Source organism: Paenibacillus sp. J31P316, assembly GCF_056269105.1.
In genome coordinates this window covers 266,808-284,143 of sequence record NZ_JBWDNI010000005.1, presented here as the reverse complement: position 1 = coordinate 284,143, position 17,336 = coordinate 266,808, and the positions used below count along the sequence as shown (strand labels likewise).

Sequence of the window (17,336 nt, the reverse complement as noted above, 5' to 3'; positions counted from 1 at the left end):
TGCCGGGTGTTGCTCTTCCTACAGGAACGGTTCACGCATTCTGATATAATGGACGAAAATAGAACCAAAGAGGGGCATGCGCGCATGAACGAGCAGACACGCAAAGCAACGATCAAGGACGTCGCGCGCCATGCCGGCGTATCTCCGACGACGGTGTCTTTTGTGCTGAACGGCAAAGAGGATCAGATCAGCGAGGAGACCCGGGAACGCGTGCAGGCGGCGATTCGAACGCTCGATTATACGCCGAACGCGCTCATCCGATCGCTGCAGGCGAGGGAGACGCGAACGATCGGGTATTATTTTGGCGCGAACGTGCTGGCCAATCCGTACATCAACGAGTTTTTCGTCGGCTTGCATGAGGCGGCATCGGACTTGGGTTACGACTTGCTCGTCTATCGCAGGCCGCGCGAGGAACTGGAACGGACGACGTTTGCGGACGGCCGGGTCGACGGCGTCGTATGCTGGCCGAACACGGAGGAGGAGCTGCGGCTGTTCGCGACGGACGGATTGCGGACGCCGGCCGTTTTGTTCGCGGATACGGATCAGGAGGAGCCGTGCAGCGTCGCGGCCGATGATGCGCAAGGCATTGCCGAGCTGGTGGAGCATCTGGTTGCGAGGAACTGCGGACGGTTCTTTTTCGTCGGCAATTATCATGCGGGCCTGCATCTGAGACGCCGGCTGGGCCGATTTCAAGAGGTGCTTGCCGATAAAGGGCTGCGATTCGAGGAATGCCTGACGACGCTGCTCGATTGGCAGGAAGGGATGCTGCGGGAATTCGCGCATCGGTTGAAGGAAATCGCGGAGACTTCAGAGACGCGAATTGCCGTGTGCTGCAGTCACGACCTTGCGGCTGAACAGTTGATGTCCGAGCTGCTGGCGGCCGGGCTGCGCGTTCCGGAGGACATCAGCCTGACCGGCTACGAAGCGACGAACCGCTTGGGCATCACGACGGTGAAGCAGCCGGTTCGGGAGCTCGGCCGTGCGGCGGCCGAGCTGGCCGTCGCTCGGATCGCTGGCGGGAAGACCGTAGGCAGCTTGCGTATGGGGACGATGTTTATCGCCGGGACGACGAGCTGATTAGCTACAGCAGGAAGGAATAGGTATAAGGAATTCAGGGCTGCGAAGCATCTTCGCGGCCTATTTTCGTTTCGGTTCCGTAGGCTGCATGCCGGAATCTGTGTCCCGCAAGCCGCAAGCCGCAAGCCGCAAGCCGCAAGCCGCAAGCCGCAAGCCGCAAGCCGCAAGCCGCAAGCCGCAAGCCGCAAGCCGCAAGCCGCAAGCCGCAAGCCGCAAACGTGTATTTCGGCAAAACGGCTGCTTACACGCCTCGGCTTAAGAAAACAGCGGGGTCAGCTCCGATTGGCGGCCGCGGGCGATATACTCCGCAGGAGTCATGGCGCTGTACTTTTTGAAAATCCGAAAGAAATAGGACGAGTCGTAATAGCCCAAATACTGCGAGATGCCGGCGATGGTCATGTCGGAGTCGAGCAGCAGGTTGCAGGCCTCGAGCACCCGAAGCTGGTGCATGTACCGGATCGGCGGCTGTCCGAAGACTTCCTTGAACAAGGCGGTCGTGTAATTCGGCGATCGTTGGATCAGTCTGGCCAGCTGCTCGATCTCGATCGGCTCGCGGTAATGCTCCAGCACGTAATGCCTCACGATCTGCGCATATTGCATCTTGATCGGCGTCATTTCCGGTTTCTCCAGCTCTCGCGAGAGAATGCCGATGAGCTCCTGCGCGATGCCGAGGCAGATGAAGGACCGGAAGCTCTCGCTGCCGCGCATCTCTTCGTAGAGGCGCTCGAACCGCCGCTGGGCGTATTGGAAGTTCGCGAGCCGGAAGCGGAGGAATCGCTTCTGGTCAAGGAACGGGATGCCCGTGCCGCTGCCGGGGTCAAGGGTGAACAGGAAGGTATACTTCTTATGCGGACAGCCGGGAAGCGTTTCGCCGCAGCGTAGCGTCGATTTGGGGATGAACAGAAAGTCCCCTCTCTCCGCGATAATCTCTTCCCCATTGATCCGATAACGCATTTTTCCTTCCGTGACGAGGACGAGAACGTTGTAACCGATCACTTCAAGCTGCGTCCGCCAATTGGGGATGTAATTATCGAAATGTACACTCATGATCTGAATCATCCTACCGCACCCCTTGTTCCGAAGTCGATAAAATCCTATCACGACATGGAGATGCGGACAATCTCTTTTTCTAATTCCGTCCAAAAAGATAGGAATAGAAATGTACAAGATAGAATCGAAATGTACGTGACTCCCCGCAAAAGCAAAATCTATAATACACCTAACCACGAAGACTCCAATCATGACCCAAAAAGGAGCAGATGACGAATGAGAGTATTATTGTTGGATTTGGATTCGACGCGGCCCGATCATTTGGGCTGCTACGGCTACGGCCGGAACACGTCCCCGAACATCGACCGGATCGCCGCCGAGGGCGTGCGCTTCGAAAACTATTACACGTCGGATGCGCCTTGTTTTCCGTCCCGTACGGCGATGATGACCGGCCATTTCGGCATCCATAATGGCGTTGTCGGCCATGGAGGTACGGCTGCGGACGTTCGGCACGAAGGGGAGGAGCGGCAGTTTCGCTCGCGTCTGGCGTCCGAGAGCTTCCCGTCGCTCTTCCGGCAGGCCGGCATGAAGACGGCGCTCGTCAGCCCGTTCGGCGAGCGGCACGCGGCGTGGACGTTCTACGCGGGCTTCAATGAAATCCACAACACGGGGCAGGGCGGCCAAGAATCGGCGGAGACGGTCACGCCCGTCGTGCTGGACTGGATCGAGCGCAACGCGGAGCAGGACAATTGGATGCTCTACGTGAACTATTGGGATCCGCATACGCCTTACCGGGCACCGGCTTCCTTCGGCAATCCGTTCGAGAAGGAGCCGCTGCCGGCTTGGATCACCGAGGACGTATTGGAGGGTCATATACGCAAGGTCGGACCGCACAGCGCGAGCGAAATCAACATGTACAACAGCGAGATATCGCCTGCTTTTCCGCGGCATCCCGGGGAAATTCGTTCCATGGATGGCTTGCGCGCCATGATTGACGGTTACGATTGCGGCATCCGTTACATGGACGAGAACATCGGCGCGATTTTCGACCTGCTGGAGCGCAAAGGGGTGATGGAGGAAATGATCATCATCATTACGGCGGATCACGGCGAGAATATGGGCGAGCTCGGCATCTATGGCGAGCATGCAACCGCGGATCAAGGCACGTGCCGCATTCCGATGATTATCCGCTGGCGGGGCTTGCAGCAGGGAACCGTCGACCGCAGCCTCCATTATCATCTCGATCTTCCGCCGACGGTCGCCGAGCTGCTCGGCCGGGCTCCGGCACCGAGCTGGGACGGAAGCAGCTACGCCAGCGTGCTGAAGACGGGCGAGGAGAGCGGGCGGGATTATCTCGTCGTCTCGCAATGCGCGCACGTCTGCCAGCGCAGCGTGCGGTTCGGGGATTGGTTGTATATCCGAACCTATCACGACGGCTATCATTTGTTCGATAAGGAAATGCTGTACAATCTGGCCGAGGATCCGCATGAGCAGCATAACGTGGCGAAGGATCGGCCGGACCTGTGCCGCGAGGCCGTCTATCTGCTGAACGAGTGGCATGACGACATGATGTCGACGATGCCGCATGACGTCGATCCGCTCTGGACGGTCATCAAGGAAGGCGGGCCGTATCATGCCAAAGGCTTCCTGCCGCAGTACGCCGAACGTCTCCGCCAGACCGGGCGCGGGGATGCGGTCGAGGAATTGATTCGCCGGCATCCGCGAGAGATGGAGAAGGCGCGTTCGTAGGGTGAGCGGATTGTGTGGAGCAGCATGTGGATAATGGGAAGTTAATATCGTTAATGGGGATGCCGTGGCGGCATCCCTGTTTGCTAATCACAGCTTTGGATGCTGTAATTAGTGTCTTATCCAACTTGCTGCTGGCCCTCGTAGTCCTCGGCAAGAATCCTCACAAAGGCCCAGGCTGTGGGGAATACCGGCTACCAGAGGAGCAGCGTTTCTGTAGGGCGGACGGAACTCATCCACAGTTATACACAGGGTTATCCCCATCATGCACAGGGTCCAAAATGGTTAATGGCATAAGTATTTAGAACTAATAAACATATCCACAGAACGAGTTATCCACAGTGGGATAGATGTGTGGGGCGAGATTTGAGCGACATTCGGGAAGCATTTCTCGGCTGCGGGACCGCAGCTTGAGTGCTCTCTCTGCTCGCTGCGGCCTGCGGATCCGCCACGAACCAAGCTTGCCGGCGGCACGATGCGCGGCTCCCATGTCTTGACAACCACGCCCGCTGTAGCTTTGAATTGCGCTGCTGTCCACGGCTCCCGTACAAACCAAAGTAACCAGTTTGATGCATGCCGCTGTGCAGAACCCAGTACAACCACACTCTATGCAGCTCAAATCGCGCCGCTGTGCATGATTCCCGTACAACCAAAGTAAGCAGTTCGTTGCACGCCGCTGTGCTCGCCCCCGTACAACCACGCTCTACGCAGCTCGAATCGTGCCGCTGCGCATGGCCCCATACAACCAAAGTAACCAGTTTAATGCCCGCCGCTGCGCTCGACCCCGTACAACCACGCTCTACGCAGCTCGAATCGCGCCGCTGTACATGGCCCCATACAACCAAAGTAACCAGTTTAATGCACGCCGCTGTGCTCGCCCCCGTACAACCACGCTCTACGCAGCTCGAATCGCGCCGCTGCGCATGGCCCCATACAACCAAAGTAACCAGTTTAATGCACGCCGCTGTGCTCGCCCCCGTACAACCACGCTCTACGCAGCTCGAATCGCGCCGCTGCGCATGGCCCCATTTAACCAAACTAACCAGTTTGCTGCCCGCCGTTTGCTCGTCGCCCCTAAACTTGAGGGCAGCTAACACATTATCACCATGCATACTCATGGCGCTACTTCTGCTATCGCTCGGAATAACTGCATATCTGCACTTATTTTGAATACATAACAGCATTGGAAGGAAATAACTGCATATCTGCACTTATTTTGAATACATAACAGCATTGGAAGGAAATAACTGCAATTATGCAGTTATTTCACCTGTTTATCGCCGAAAATGCCCGAAGTCGGCTAAATAGATGTAGATTTGCAGTTATTTCTGTTTTCAGGGGTTTTACTGGCGAAAATAGCTGCAGATTTGCAGTTATTTCTTAGCCTCGTCTCTATTTCAATCTATCAGACTCTATAGCTGCCCTATCAACTAACCTATCGGTCGGTCACTTCTCGGTCTATCAGCTAACCAAACCATTCACCTATCAACTAACCTATCTGCACTCGATCAACTAACCTATCGGCACTCGATCACCCGCCCTTTGGCACTGTGTTACTCGGTCACTAGGTTACTCGGTCTATCAGCTAACCAATCCATTCACCTATTTGCCAACCTATCGGCTGTCCCAACCCACCATCCGACCCTACTAACCATCCGACGCAACCCTGCCAATCATCCATCTACTCTATTCATCCTCTCAGCCAAACGATCAACGCTCCACCAACCGGCCCATCTATAGCAGCTTGACCGCATTGCGTTGAAGCTCATATCGAACGACGCGTCTACCGTCTGCCCCTTTAACAGGCAGGAGCATCCCGCGATCACACAGCTGTGTCAGCGAGTGAACGGCAGTACGATGGTTGAAGCGAAGGTGTTTGGTAACGTCGATCGGGCGCAGCGGTCTAGCGAGCGTGTAAGCGAGGCGGATGATCTCTTTCTCGTGCATGTCGGCAGCGTCAATCGGCAACGTTTGGGTCTGGTAACGTCCGAGCAGCATTCGCAGCAAAGTTACGCACAGTTCAGGTCTATGCGCGACATCGTCGTATGCGAAGGAAACGACTTGATACCCCATCGCGGTCAGAAAGGTCTCCCGGTTCAGCTCGTTGCAGTATTTTTGCCTATCCATGTCGCGCACGTGAGGCACGAAGCCTTTGATCTCGATAATGACTTTCGCCGCCGGAGTGAGCCACGCAAAATCGCAGAAATACGCCAGTCCGCGCCAATCCAGCACTTCGAACTCCGGATGCAAATCGTCGAAATGGCCGAACATCGGCCACCACACGTGACGGCAAAAGAGCTTCTCCGCTTCCCGATGTCCGCGTTCCAGCCTGCCTTTGCGCTCACCGCTGCGCCGCTCCAAATGATGTTCAACAAATGCGTCATGCGCCTGTTCGAATGCCATTTCCGCTTACCTCCCCCAAATAAAAAAACGCCCCGGCCCCATGCATGGCATGGAGCGGGACGTTCTTCGTCTCGTTGACGTAAGTATAGCGCAAGTGAAGAGGAGGCGGCTAGCCTTAACTTAATTCTGGTTCACTAAAACAGCATCTAAACTAAGGAGGGGGGGTCAGACATGGATTAAAGTGGTAGGCTGCCAAACCACGCCCCTAATCCGCGTACCTAATAAACGACAGCACCAAGTCCTGCCGATAATCCCCGAAGTCCGATCCGAACAGATTCAAACCGCGGCAGTTCTCCGCATCCTCGCTCACTTCCAGCCGCACCCGAATCGGCTTATTATACTGCAGTCCGAGCGAAGCGATGGTTGCTTCCGTCGACGCTTTCCCGTTGACGAGGCTGCCGTCCTTCGTCACGCGCCATTCCGTCAACTGGCCGTATTCCGTGCCGCTGCGCCATTTGTCAGGAGTCAGCTTGCCCTTGCGGTCGCCGAGATCCCCCGGGCTCGTAAACGTGCCGATCCGCACATCATTGATGTAGAGCGCGATGTCGGAGGGCCAGTCCATCTGGAAGGAGGACGCCTCGGCGCAAATCTCCGCGCTGAAGCCGAGCTCGTCGATCGTGACGCCGGGCGGCATCGGATTGGCAAAATAATATTCCACGTACCCCGCGCCGGAGAACCATAGCAGCGAGGCTTCGAACCGCTCCGGCATGTAGAAGGACCGCGGATCGTCGACGGAGCCGACATGCGCGCATTCCTTTGTGACGATGCCGCAGGTCGGCTGGACGGAGCAGTGAGAGAACATCCCGATCGGCATATGCAGCTCTTCCGTGCGGTGAAGTCCCTCCCCGGGCTTCGCCGGCAGGTCGAGCTGGATGGAACGGCAGGTAGCGGTGCAAATTTTCTCCCGGTTGGCCCCAAGCGTCGAGGAGACCAATTCCACGCCTTCGAGAATCTGCACGTTAATGGAAACGGTTGGCTGCGCCACGCCAAGCGCCTCGGCCAGCTGGCTGATGCTCATCGGTTTCTCTCCGAGCGCCTCCAGAATCCGTACTCTCACGTCGCCGGACAACGCTTTGGCCACGTCGACAATACGGGAAGAGGGGTAACGCATCAGATCTTGTTTCGGTTCGCTCATTGCTCGTAATCAGCCCTTCGTCGGTCGTTATCGTTACAAGTAGTGTACAAGAAAATTAGTATATTGTAAAAATATAATACATATTGATTTAAATATATACCGATGCTAGAATGAGGGAAAATCCACCCCATCCGAAAGGTTGTGCACAAATCATGGCAGCACAAGCATTGCAAACGGCGGCAGCGACTTTACCGCGTCCCGAATATCCGCGTCCGGACTGGCAGCGCCAAGACTGGCTGAATCTCAACGGAGCTTGGTCGTTCCGTCTTGAAACCGAAGCAAATGACAGCGGTTCCACGCAGTCCGCGAACGACTTCGACAGCGAAATCATCGTCCCTTTTTCTTGGGCCAGCCCATTGTCCGGCATCGGTCGCAGCGAAAGCGGGATCGGCTGGTACAAACGAGAAATCACGTGGTCGCCCGAGACGAGCGGCTCGCTCGTAATTCTGCGTTTCGGCGCGGTAGACTATCGCTGCGACGTATGGATCAACGGCGCGCATGTCGGTTCCCACAGCGGCGGCTATGGCACGTTCGAATTCGATGTCACGTCAGTATGGAAGCTGGGCGAGGCTAACCTGGTCGTGGTGCGGGCGGAGGATTTCGACGTCAAATCGCAAACTCGCGGCAAGCAGGGCTATGGCGAAATCCGTGGCATTTGGCAGCCGGTGTGGCTGGAAGCGCGTCCGCAGGCGCATATACAGTCGGCCAAATTCATCACGAAGATCGACGGCAGCATTCAAGTGGAAGCGGCCGTAAAGGCAAGCGCGCCAGGAGAGGCGGAATTGCGCTTTGATTTTGACGGAGGGGCTGTATCGCATACGGAGCGCGTCACCTTGGCGCCGGGCGTGAACAGCATCAGCGCTTCGTTCCAGGTCGAGGATCCACAGCTGTGGAGTCCGGAGACGCCTTTCCTGTACGAAGGCGAGATCACGCTGGCGAGCGGCGGAAGCACGGACCGCATCGCGACGTATTTCGGTATCCGCGAGATCGGCACGGCGCTGTTCGGCGACCGCAAGTACCGCTGGATTACGTTGAACGGCAAGCCGGTGTACCTGAACGGAACGCTGGATCAAGCTTTCCACGAGACGGGATTCTTCACGTATCCGACGGACGAGGAAATGCGGGACGAGATTTATTTGGCGAAGCGCCTCGGATTGAACTTCATCCGCATTCATATTAAGCCGGAAGAACCGCGCAAGCTGTACTGGGCGGATAAGCTCGGCATGATGGTCATGGAAGATATGCCTTGTTTCTGGGGCAACCCTGACGAGACGGCCCGCCCTGCATACGAGCGCGAAGCGAAAGAAATCATCGACCGGGACTTCAACCATCCGTCGATCTTCTCGTGGATCATGTTCAACGAGACTTGGGGTCTGCGCACCGATGCCGAGACGCTCAGCTTGACCAGCGGAAACAGCAAGGCCGAGGCAACGTATTTGCCTGAAACGCAGGAATGGGTCCGCTCCGTGTACCACTGGGCGAAGAGCGTCGATCCGACGCGGATCGTCGAAGAGAACTCGCCATGCAACTGGGATAAAGTGGAGTCGGACATCAACACGTGGCATTTCTACATTAACGGTTACGAAGAGGTTCGCGCCCACGTGACGGAGGTTGTCGAGAATACGTATCCGGGTTCGTCCTTCAACTGCATCGGGGGCAACGTACAATCCGACGCGCCGCTGATGAACAGCGAATGCGGCAACGTTTGGGGCTTCAAGAACGGAGCGGGCGACAGCGATCTCGCATGGCACTACCGCTACATGATGAACGAGTTCCGCCGCCATGACAAAATGTGCGGGTTCGTCTTCACCGAGCTGCGCGACGTCACCAATGAGTTCAACGGCTACTACCGCCTGGACGGCCGCGAGAAATTCTTCGGCTACGAAGGCTTCGTGCCGGGCATGTCGCTGGCGGACCTGCATGCGGCAGACTTTATCGTCATCGACGCACCGCCGTCCCAAACGGTTCAAGCTGGCGCAACGGTCTCGATTCCGCTGCTGGCATCGAGCTATTCCGACCGTTATCACGGCCAACAGCTGCAGCTGGGCTGGGAGCTGTGGCATGACAACCTCGGTACCCGCGTAACGGGCGACCGCGGTACGGTCGCGCTGGATTGGAACGGCTACGGCGTAACGCCGATCAGCGAACCGCTGACGTTCAGCCTGCCGAAGCAGGATGCGGTCGCGGTGCTGGCGCTGACGCTTCGCGCCGCGGACGGCACCGTCGTGACGCGCAATTTCATTACGTTCGACGTGCGCGGCGCAAGCGCGGACGGCACGCCGGTATATGACGCGGAAGGCCGATTCATCGCCGTGCCGGTAACGGATTTCGCGGAGCAAACGTTCGCGCATCAATGGAACGCCATTCAAGAGGGCAAGACGAACGGCGGCAAGTCGGGCCAATTCGTCTATGACATCGCATTGCCGAATGCAGGCGAGCAAGCGCTGATCGGACATGTCGAGCTGGCGTTCGAAGCGAGCTCGAAGCGGCTGCTGGCCCGCAATATCGAGGGAGCGCGCGACCGCAATCATACGATCAGCATGATGCACGGCGCGGATGCGGCGGTCGAGTACAATTCCAACACGTACTACATGACCGATAACGAGCGCCATGAATCGTTGATCCACGTTCTCGTGGACGGGGAGAAGGTCGCGTCGTTCCTGCTGCCGGACAATCCGGCCGACAGCCAAGGCGTATTGTCGTACCAGTACCAGCAGGTCCAAGACAAGCTGGACGAGGCAGGCTCCTACGGTTACCTGTGCAAAGTGACGCTGCCGAGCAGCATCACGGCGAAGCTCGACCGCAGCCGCGGCTTCAAGCTGACGCTCGAAGCCGGCGAAGGCGGACTCGCGCTGTACGGCCGGAATGCGGGACGTTATCCGATCGATCTGCTTGTTCAGGTAAAATAATGCTTCATGCGCCGAGGCCGCTTATGTAGAGCGAGCGAAAAAGAGAAACCCGCGTCACTGACGTCGGGTTTCTCTTTTTGTTGTTTACGGGGTTTAAATCTTCGGCTGCCGCCACCCCGAGCAACCGCCTAATTATTTCATATGCCATTCCCGCTTGAAACTAGGTTGACCGCGGGTAAACAGGAATAACAACGATCCGGCTGCGACGTAAAATCCTAAAGAGAAGTCGCCGCTGGATAAATGCGACGAAATCATGAATGGTTAGCTAACAGAGGGGTGCAAGTATGGAACGGAATACGCCAATACCAGAAGGAAAATCATATGAAACGCCATCCTTCGAATCCGCCTCTGCCGTGGCGGACAAACCGATCCGCGAAGCGCTTTTTCAGCTGCTGTTTCCCTTCTCGCTCAATGCGAACTGCCATCAGCCCATGAAAGAAACGCTGCTGCAGGCCGGGTTCGCGCCGTTTCGGCTCGGCGACAAGGAGGCGGAGAAGGCCTATTACGGCCCGCGGCACCGCGTCTCGCACCGGGATATGGAGCGCTACTATTTGCCGTTTACGAATCATGTGCTGTTCCCGGCAGAAGCCAACGAAGAGAGCTTCCAGCGCTACAGCAAACGGCTGGATCTGCGGGCCGTGCTGCATACGCGTTTCTTCGATGCGCCTTTCGTCATTCATTCGGTCGACGTGATTCTGTGTCCGTTCGATACGGGCTTCATCACTCTGCGGGTGGAGATGACCAAGCCGGATGCCACGTTCACCGAGGCGATCGAATTCGTGGAACGGCTGCGCGCGCTGCAGGATGCCCATGCGGAGGACCGGGCCTCTTGGGTGGAGCATGAAGGCGATCGCTATGAGGAAGTGCAGGATTTTATATTCCAGGCCATCGTGCCCCATACGGTGAACTACCTGGACCGCTCGCCGATGGATGGCGCTTATTTCGAGGAGCTGCCTTATCTGATCGATGAGCGGATGTATGTCATTGCGTTCTATTCTTTTCCCGAGGACGAGGAGATTACGTTGTCCGATCGTTACCGGGCCGCAAGGCTCGACGGCTTCGGGGAGAACGGCAAGCCGTTCATCAGCGCGACCCATTTGCCCTATATCGAGGCGTATTGCCAACATACCGGCCTCGACCGATGGGCGCCGTATGCGTATTATTTTACGGATGAGACCTGCTTCTGCAACTTGAATCGGCTGCCCTCGGCACATGCGGACGACATTGCCAACAAGCTGTACGGCGAGTATTATTACGGCCTGCTGCTGAATCTATTCCACCGCATCGTGCTCCTGAAGCTGTCGAATGCTTACTCCCGCGTGCAGTTGGAGCGTTCCCCCGAGCAGACCGAGGTGCTCATTCGCGACATAACGGCCTTCTCGGCCAAATACGATTTCCTGGAAGTCGTGTCCCAGTCGCAGGGCAGGGAGATCTTCATCCAGATCCGCCGCGTGTACGGCAACGACGAACTCTTCCAGGACGTGAAGCAGACGCTGAACGATCTTTACAAGTATCAGGAGAACTCCACCTCGAAACGCTCGAGCTACTTGCTGACCGTTCTGACCATCTATACGGTTATCAGCGGCATCTACGGCATGAACCAAGTCATCGAGGATCTGAAGGGGCCGATCAACTGGGATAGCATGAATGGATATTCGCCGTTCGAGTGGCTGGCGCTCGTCGTGACGGTTACGGGATTGATCGTCGCGTTCCTGCTGTCGGGCAATGTGCTGTGGAAATGGGGACGCGACCTCGTGAAGCGATTCTCGCGATAAAGGTAAAGAATAGGCTGTCTGACGTCGAAATTGACGGTCAGATAGCCTATTTGGTTTAACCGGCCATCGTCCGTGGCCATGCTGATCGTACTGGGTGCCGGCCGCAGTGATGGCCGCCGCCGAAACGAGGTGAATGCTCGCGTGCTGTTCACGCCGATCAAACCGATGATCGCCTCCATGGGGAAGGAGGCGTTCGATGACGAGCAGTATCTATTCGAGCCCAAATGGGACGGCTGGCGCCTATTGCTTCACAAACAGGGCAGCCGCCTTGAAGCGTACACGCGGAACGGGCTCCATGTCACCGAGAAGTTCCCGGAGCTGCGGGAAGCCGTCTCTGCCATCCGGCTCCCGGAAGCGATTTTGGACGGGGAGGGGGTCTGCCTGCGCGGGGACCGGACAGTGTTCGACGATTTCGCATACCGCGGGCGCCTTAGCGACTCGCAGCGCATCGCGTCTGCCGTGCGGACGCATCCGGCGACGTTCATCCTGTTCGACGTATTGCAGACGAACCAATCTCATCTGCGGGAACCTCTGATGACGCGGAAGGCGCGATTGCAGGAAGCCGTCGCTTCTACAGGCGTGCTGGCGCTCACGGCTTATGTCGAAGGACAAGGCAAGGCGCTGCAGAACTGGACCGTGGAGCGGAAGTTGGAGGGCACCGTAGCCAAGCGCCGGGATTCCGTCTATCGCCTGGGCGCCGTTTCGCGGGAGTGGATCAAAATCAAGAATGCCCAAACGATCGACGCCATCATTCTCGGGTACCGGTCGGAGCCGCGGTTCGGGCTCGTCTTGGGGCTGCATTTCCGGACGATCCGCAATAAGCCGGTCGGTCTTGTGGAGCTCGGTATCACGGACGAGGAGAGGCAGGCATTCCTCAAGACCGCGCAGCAGCTGCGGACGACGAACGACGGGAGGACGCAGTGGATCGAGCCGAGGCTCTGCTGCCGCATCGAATATCTCGATAGGACAGACCGCCACCAGCTGCTCGAGACGGTGTTCAAAGGGTTTCTTTTTGATAAGCGGGCGGAGGATTGTTACTGGACGTATTAGCGAATAGCGTGCCTTAGCTTACAAGTGCTAGGTGAAAGGCTTGCAGCGGAAGTTCGGCAAAACGGAAAAGACTCGGGCCTTGGTCGGAGTCTTTTCTCATTGTCGTTCGGGTACTATGCGAGCAGTTGAAATCAAATAGCTGAAAACGCAGCAACCGCTCTATGCGCAAAAGCATACCAAGGTGTACGGTTGATACTAGTCTGCAAATTGTATTATGGTAACATCAACCTTATCATGGCTAATTTTGAAGGAGACTACCCATGTCGAAGCAACTGTTGATTGTAGATGACGATTCGAATATCCGCTCGCTGCTGAAGCTCGTGCTGGTGCGCGAAGGCTATCAGGTGGCGGAAGCGCAGGATGGCGTGGAGGCCATAAAGCTTCTGAAGGAATCATCGATCGCGATGGCGATCATCGACGTGATGATGCCGAGACTCGATGGTTTAGCATTGTGCGAGCATATTCGCCAAAATTACGATATCCCCATTATTATGCTTACGGCCCGCGAGCAGCTGACCGATAAGGAACAAGCCTATTTGCGCGGTACCGACGATTATATGACGAAGCCCTTCGAGCCGATGGAGCTCATATTCCGCATCAAGGCGCTGTTCCGCAGATATTCGCGCATATCCACGGATCTGATTCGTCTCAACCGCATCACGATCGATAACAAAAACCACGAAATCGCCATCGGGGATGAAGTGCTGCTGCTCCCGCTCAAAGAATTCGAGCTGCTTGCCCAGCTGGCCCAGTATCCGGGTCGTTTATTCTCCCGCGAAGAGTTAATCACCCTCGTGTGGGCCGCGGATTACACCGGAGACAACCGTACCGTAGACGTTCATATTAAACGGCTGCGGGAACGGTTTGCCGGTTATCAGCAGGAGTTCACCATTCAGACCGTGCGCGGGATCGGATACAAGCTGGAGGTGACTTCGCCTTGAAGTCGCTGTATACCCGCGTCTTTATCATTACGATCATGGCGGTACTCGTCAGCAGTCTGCTTGGATTCTTGGCATCGAATTACTATTATCACCTCAAGCTGAAACCGTATAACGACGAGAAGCTCATCGGCATCGCTAACCAGATGAAGCTATTCACGGAGCAGCATCCGGAACTGATGGATTCCTATTTGAACAGCGTTGCCCAGACCGGTTATGAGCTCTATGTGACGGACAAGACGGGCGATGACCGCTATTATGGCCATGCCTTTCGTAAGCTGGATTTGAAGGCGGAAGACCGCAAGCGCGTGCTCGCAGGCGGCGAGTATCATGGCGTCGCGCAATTTCCTAACAAGCCGTTTATTACAGGTTTTTTTGAAAATCGCTCGAGCAATACGGTCGGCATTCCGCTGCGAATGCCGGACAAGCAATACGCCTTGTTCTTGAGGCCGGACGTCGAGCTGCAGTTCGGCGAGCTTCGCAGCTTCTTTGCGATGATCGCCCTTCTTGCGGTCCTGTTCAGCGTGTTGATTTTCTTGATCAGCACGCGATATTTGGTCAAGCCGATTGTCCGTTTAACGGATGCAACCAAGCGCATTGCCCTTGGGCAGTACGAGTTAACCCTGCCCGAGAAGCGGCGGGACGAGATCGGCCAGCTGGCTGCCCATTTCAGAAGCATGAGCCGGGAATTAGAGCGGGCCGAGCAAGCCCGCAAACAATTCGTATCCAATGTGTCGCATGAGATTCAGTCTCCGCTGACTTCGATTAAAGGCTTCGCCCAATCGCTCTCCGATCCGGATTTGGACGTTGACGAAAGAGTGCGCTACGCGACGATTATCGCGGAAGAGAGCGATCATTTGTCCCGGCTAAGCAAACAATTGCTGACGTTATCCGCATTGGAAGAATCGACGGTCGTCCTCCATAAGAAGCCGATCCAACTGCGCGCGCAGCTCCGGCAGATCGTCCAAGTGCTGGAATGGCAGCTAACGAACAAGGCGGTGGCTCTTTCTATCGCGGTATCGGACGAGGTGATCTTGCAAGGCGATGAACTGCTTCTCTCCCAAGTGTGGACGAATCTGCTCGTCAATGCCGTGAAACACACGCCTGCCGGCGGTACGATCGGCATTCGCGCGGAATCAGCCGGCGATGGAGTTGAAATCAAGTTTTCCGATTCGGGGTCCGGTATAGCGGAAGAAAATTTGCCGTTCCTGTTCGATCGTTTCTATCGGGTCGATTCGGCGCGGGGCCGCGACACCGGCGGGACCGGTTTGGGTTTGTCGATCGTGAAGAAGATCGTGAGCTTGCATGGCGGTTCGATCGAGGTCGCCAGTCGGATGGGGACCGGTTCCGTGTTCGTGGTCAAGCTGCCGCAATTGTAACGTGGTATTCATCCGCCGTTCATTTTCGAATCCTACATTGGTTGCAGAACCGAGGAGGGATGAACGATGTATCTGGCGCTAAGGGAAATGAGATTTGCAAAAACCCGCTATGCGATGATCATAACGATTATGCTGCTCGTCTCGTTTTTGGTCTTATTCGTGACGGGCTTGGCCAACGGATTGGCTTATGCGAATGCGTCATCGATCAAAAACATGCCCGCGAGCCATTTCGTGCTGGAAAAGCATTCGGATCAACGTTTTGGGCGGTCGCGGTTGACGGAGCGGGATTTAGCTGCAGCAAGCTCGGTTGTAGGAGAAAACAACGCAACCCCGTTAAGTATTCGTATGGCAACGATAACGGAGCAGGGGGTAAAGTCAAAATCGGACGTGACGCTGTTCGCCATCGATATGGCCAGCTGGCTTGCTCCGAAGGTGGTCGAAGGTCAGCGCGTCACGAACGATATGCAAGGCCAAGTGCTGGCGGACCGCAAGCTCAAAGACAGCGGAACGAAGCTCGGCAGCATCCTGATCGACCAGATGACCGGGATGAGTTGGACGGTAATCGGGTTCGTCGACAACGAGTCATATAGCCATACGCCAAGCGTATTTATGAACGAAACGGATTGGCTGAAGCTCCAGGCGGTTGCTTCCGTCGGAGGAAAAGCGGACCCGGTCCACGCTTATAATGCGATTGCCTTGAAGGCTGCAGGAAGTCAAGTGACCCAGCTAAGCAGCCAGCTGGCGGATGCGGAAATCATCACCAAGGGCGATGCCGTATCCGCCGTCCCAGGCTATAAAGAGGAGCAAAGCTCGCTGCTGATGATGATTGTCTTTCTGTACGTCATCTCCGCCATGGTGCTTGCCGTCTTTTTCTATGTGATCACCATACAGAAAACGAGCCAATTCGGTATTCTTAAAGCCATCGGCGCGAGAACGGGATATCTTGCGCGCAATGTCGTCGGTCAAGTGCTTCTATTAACTGCCGGAAGCTTAGCGATTAGTTTAATCCTGATTCGCGTCGTTTATTCGGCGCTTCCGTCATCGATGCCCTTTCAGCTTCATCCGTCGACGCTGATGCTTTCGTGCGGCTTGTTTATTCTTACGGCTTTGACAGGGTCGCTGTTATCGGTGGTCAAGGTCGCCCGGACGGATGCTTTGGATGCGATAGGGAGGGCTGCCGCATGAAGACGATGCTGGAGTTAAACGAAGTGTCGCATGCCTTTCATGACGGAGACTCCGAATTGACGGTGCTCAACCAACTCTCTCTTCGCGTGCAGGCAGGCGAGCTTATCGCCGTAATGGGGCCGTCGGGATCAGGGAAGAGCACGTTCCTCTCCATCGCCGGGGCCTTGCTGACTCCGACGAGCGGCGAAGTCATCATTGACGGGAAATCGCTCTCGGGGATGGAAGCGCCGGCGCTTGCGGAGCTCAGGCTCAAGCGGATCGGATTTATCTTCCAGAGCGCGAATCTGGTCCCCTACCTTAAAGTCGAGGAACAACTGCTGCTCGTTGCCAAGCTGGCGGGGACGGACGCGGGAGCTGCAGGCAAGCGTGCGGCCGGATTGCTTGCATCGATGGGAATGAAGCACCGGCAAAATTACTATCCGGATAAGCTGTCCGGCGGCGAGAAGCAGCGCGTCGCCATTGCGCGCGCGTGGATGAACAGCCCTTCCGTCTTGTTGGCGGACGAACCGACGGCAAGCTTGGATGCCAAGCGCGGGCAGGACGTGGTGCAAATGATAGCCGATGAAGTCAAGTCGGAGGGCAGGGCCGCCGTCATGGTCACGCATGACGAACGGGTGCTGCCGCTATGCGATCGCGTACTTTATTTGAACAACGGCTTTTTGGCGGAAGACGGATAAACAGTGTCCGCGAGATTGTCTCTGTTTCTGCGCCGTTAACTGCGAAACTGCGAACTGCACATAGAAAAAGCG

General features: G+C 56.4%; 13 protein-coding genes. 10 read left to right on the top strand and 3 right to left on the bottom strand.

Features of this window, described 5'->3' with window-relative positions:
* Positions 1-84 precede the first annotated feature (84 nt).
* Together AC0YNU_RS18770 and AC0YNU_RS18765 are read left to right on the top strand one after the other, a co-directional pair.
* Positions 85-1,077 (top strand): LacI family DNA-binding transcriptional regulator, encoded by a 993-nt coding sequence (locus AC0YNU_RS18770; RefSeq protein WP_475759344.1) that lies wholly within the window; start codon positions 85-87, stop codon positions 1,075-1,077.
* 88 nt (positions 1,078-1,165) lie between these two features.
* A complete protein-coding gene (locus AC0YNU_RS18765; protein ID WP_475759342.1) occupies positions 1,166-1,336 on the top strand; it encodes a hypothetical protein in 171 nt (56 codons plus the stop codon).
* Here the strand turns inward: AC0YNU_RS18765 and AC0YNU_RS18760 are convergent.
* Positions 1,333-2,124, bottom strand: coding sequence for a helix-turn-helix domain-containing protein (locus AC0YNU_RS18760; RefSeq protein WP_475759340.1), 792 nt, complete (start codon positions 2,122-2,124; stop codon positions 1,333-1,335). The two genes, AC0YNU_RS18765 and AC0YNU_RS18760, sit on opposite strands and share 4 nt — an antisense overlap.
* A 219-nt stretch (positions 2,125-2,343) precedes the next feature.
* Between AC0YNU_RS18760 and AC0YNU_RS18755 the strand changes: the two genes are divergently transcribed.
* Positions 2,344-3,816 carry a sulfatase family protein gene (locus AC0YNU_RS18755; RefSeq protein WP_475759337.1) on the top strand — a complete coding sequence of 491 codons (1,473 nt, stop codon included), beginning with the start codon at positions 2,344-2,346 and terminating at the stop codon, positions 3,814-3,816.
* Positions 3,817-5,547: 1,731 nt separating this feature from the next.
* Here AC0YNU_RS18755 and AC0YNU_RS18750 read toward each other — a convergent pair.
* Both AC0YNU_RS18750 and AC0YNU_RS18745 read right to left on the bottom strand, forming a co-directional pair.
* Positions 5,548-6,216, bottom strand: coding sequence for a DUF559 domain-containing protein (locus AC0YNU_RS18750; protein ID WP_475759335.1), 669 nt, complete (start codon positions 6,214-6,216; stop codon positions 5,548-5,550).
* A 205-nt stretch (positions 6,217-6,421) separates the two neighbouring features.
* Positions 6,422-7,351 carry an ArsR/SmtB family transcription factor gene (locus tag AC0YNU_RS18745; RefSeq protein WP_475759333.1) on the bottom strand — a complete coding sequence of 310 codons (930 nt, stop codon included), beginning with the start codon at positions 7,349-7,351 and terminating at the stop codon, positions 6,422-6,424.
* 152 nt (positions 7,352-7,503) lie between these two features.
* Between AC0YNU_RS18745 and AC0YNU_RS18740 the strand changes: the two genes are divergently transcribed.
* From AC0YNU_RS18740 to AC0YNU_RS18710, 7 genes are all read left to right on the top strand, one after another.
* On the top strand, positions 7,504-10,260 hold the full coding sequence (locus AC0YNU_RS18740; RefSeq protein WP_475759330.1) for a glycoside hydrolase family 2 protein: 2,757 nt from the start codon (positions 7,504-7,506) through the stop codon (positions 10,258-10,260).
* A gap of 284 nt (positions 10,261-10,544) precedes the next feature.
* A complete protein-coding gene (locus AC0YNU_RS18735) occupies positions 10,545-12,035 on the top strand; it encodes a hypothetical protein (protein ID WP_475759328.1) in 1,491 nt (496 codons plus the stop codon).
* A gap of 78 nt (positions 12,036-12,113) precedes the next feature.
* A complete protein-coding gene (locus AC0YNU_RS18730) occupies positions 12,114-13,085 on the top strand; it encodes an ATP-dependent DNA ligase (protein ID WP_475759565.1) in 972 nt (323 codons plus the stop codon).
* A gap of 260 nt (positions 13,086-13,345) precedes the next feature.
* The gene (locus AC0YNU_RS18725; RefSeq protein WP_475759326.1) at positions 13,346-14,026 is read left to right on the top strand and encodes a response regulator transcription factor; all 681 of its coding nucleotides are present in this window, start codon (positions 13,346-13,348) and stop codon (positions 14,024-14,026) included.
* Entirely contained in the window at positions 14,023-15,402 is a 1,380-nt protein-coding gene (locus AC0YNU_RS18720) for a sensor histidine kinase (protein ID WP_475759324.1), read from the top strand. Before AC0YNU_RS18725 ends, AC0YNU_RS18720 begins: the two co-directional genes overlap by 4 nt.
* A gap of 66 nt (positions 15,403-15,468) precedes the next feature.
* Entirely contained in the window at positions 15,469-16,587 is a 1,119-nt protein-coding gene (locus AC0YNU_RS18715; RefSeq protein WP_475759322.1) for an ABC transporter permease, read from the top strand.
* Positions 16,584-17,264, top strand: a complete 681-nt coding sequence (locus tag AC0YNU_RS18710; protein ID WP_475759320.1) for an ABC transporter ATP-binding protein — start codon at positions 16,584-16,586, stop codon at positions 17,262-17,264. Before AC0YNU_RS18715 ends, AC0YNU_RS18710 begins: the two co-directional genes overlap by 4 nt.
* Positions 17,265-17,336: the final 72 nt, after the last annotated feature.

Coding starts and splice junctions, on each gene's coding strand:
- AC0YNU_RS18770 (WP_475759344.1), top strand. CDS start 85: ATGAACGAGCAGACACGCAAAGCAACGATCAAGGACGTCGCGCGCCAT.
- AC0YNU_RS18740 (WP_475759330.1), top strand. CDS start 7,504: ATGGCAGCACAAGCATTGCAAACGGCGGCAGCGACTTTACCGCGTCCC.
- AC0YNU_RS18745 (WP_475759333.1), bottom strand. CDS start 7,351: ATGAGCGAACCGAAACAAGATCTGATGCGTTACCCCTCTTCCCGTATT.
- AC0YNU_RS18735 (WP_475759328.1), top strand. CDS start 10,545: ATGGAACGGAATACGCCAATACCAGAAGGAAAATCATATGAAACGCCA.
- AC0YNU_RS18725 (WP_475759326.1), top strand. CDS start 13,346: ATGTCGAAGCAACTGTTGATTGTAGATGACGATTCGAATATCCGCTCG.
- AC0YNU_RS18765 (WP_475759342.1), top strand. CDS start 1,166: ATGCCGGAATCTGTGTCCCGCAAGCCGCAAGCCGCAAGCCGCAAGCCG.
- AC0YNU_RS18750 (WP_475759335.1), bottom strand. CDS start 6,216: ATGGCATTCGAACAGGCGCATGACGCATTTGTTGAACATCATTTGGAG.
- AC0YNU_RS18760 (WP_475759340.1), bottom strand. CDS start 2,124: ATGAGTGTACATTTCGATAATTACATCCCCAATTGGCGGACGCAGCTT.
- AC0YNU_RS18730 (WP_475759565.1), top strand. CDS start 12,114: ATGCTGATCGTACTGGGTGCCGGCCGCAGTGATGGCCGCCGCCGAAAC.
- AC0YNU_RS18755 (WP_475759337.1), top strand. CDS start 2,344: ATGAGAGTATTATTGTTGGATTTGGATTCGACGCGGCCCGATCATTTG.
- AC0YNU_RS18710 (WP_475759320.1), top strand. CDS start 16,584: ATGAAGACGATGCTGGAGTTAAACGAAGTGTCGCATGCCTTTCATGAC.
- AC0YNU_RS18715 (WP_475759322.1), top strand. CDS start 15,469: ATGTATCTGGCGCTAAGGGAAATGAGATTTGCAAAAACCCGCTATGCG.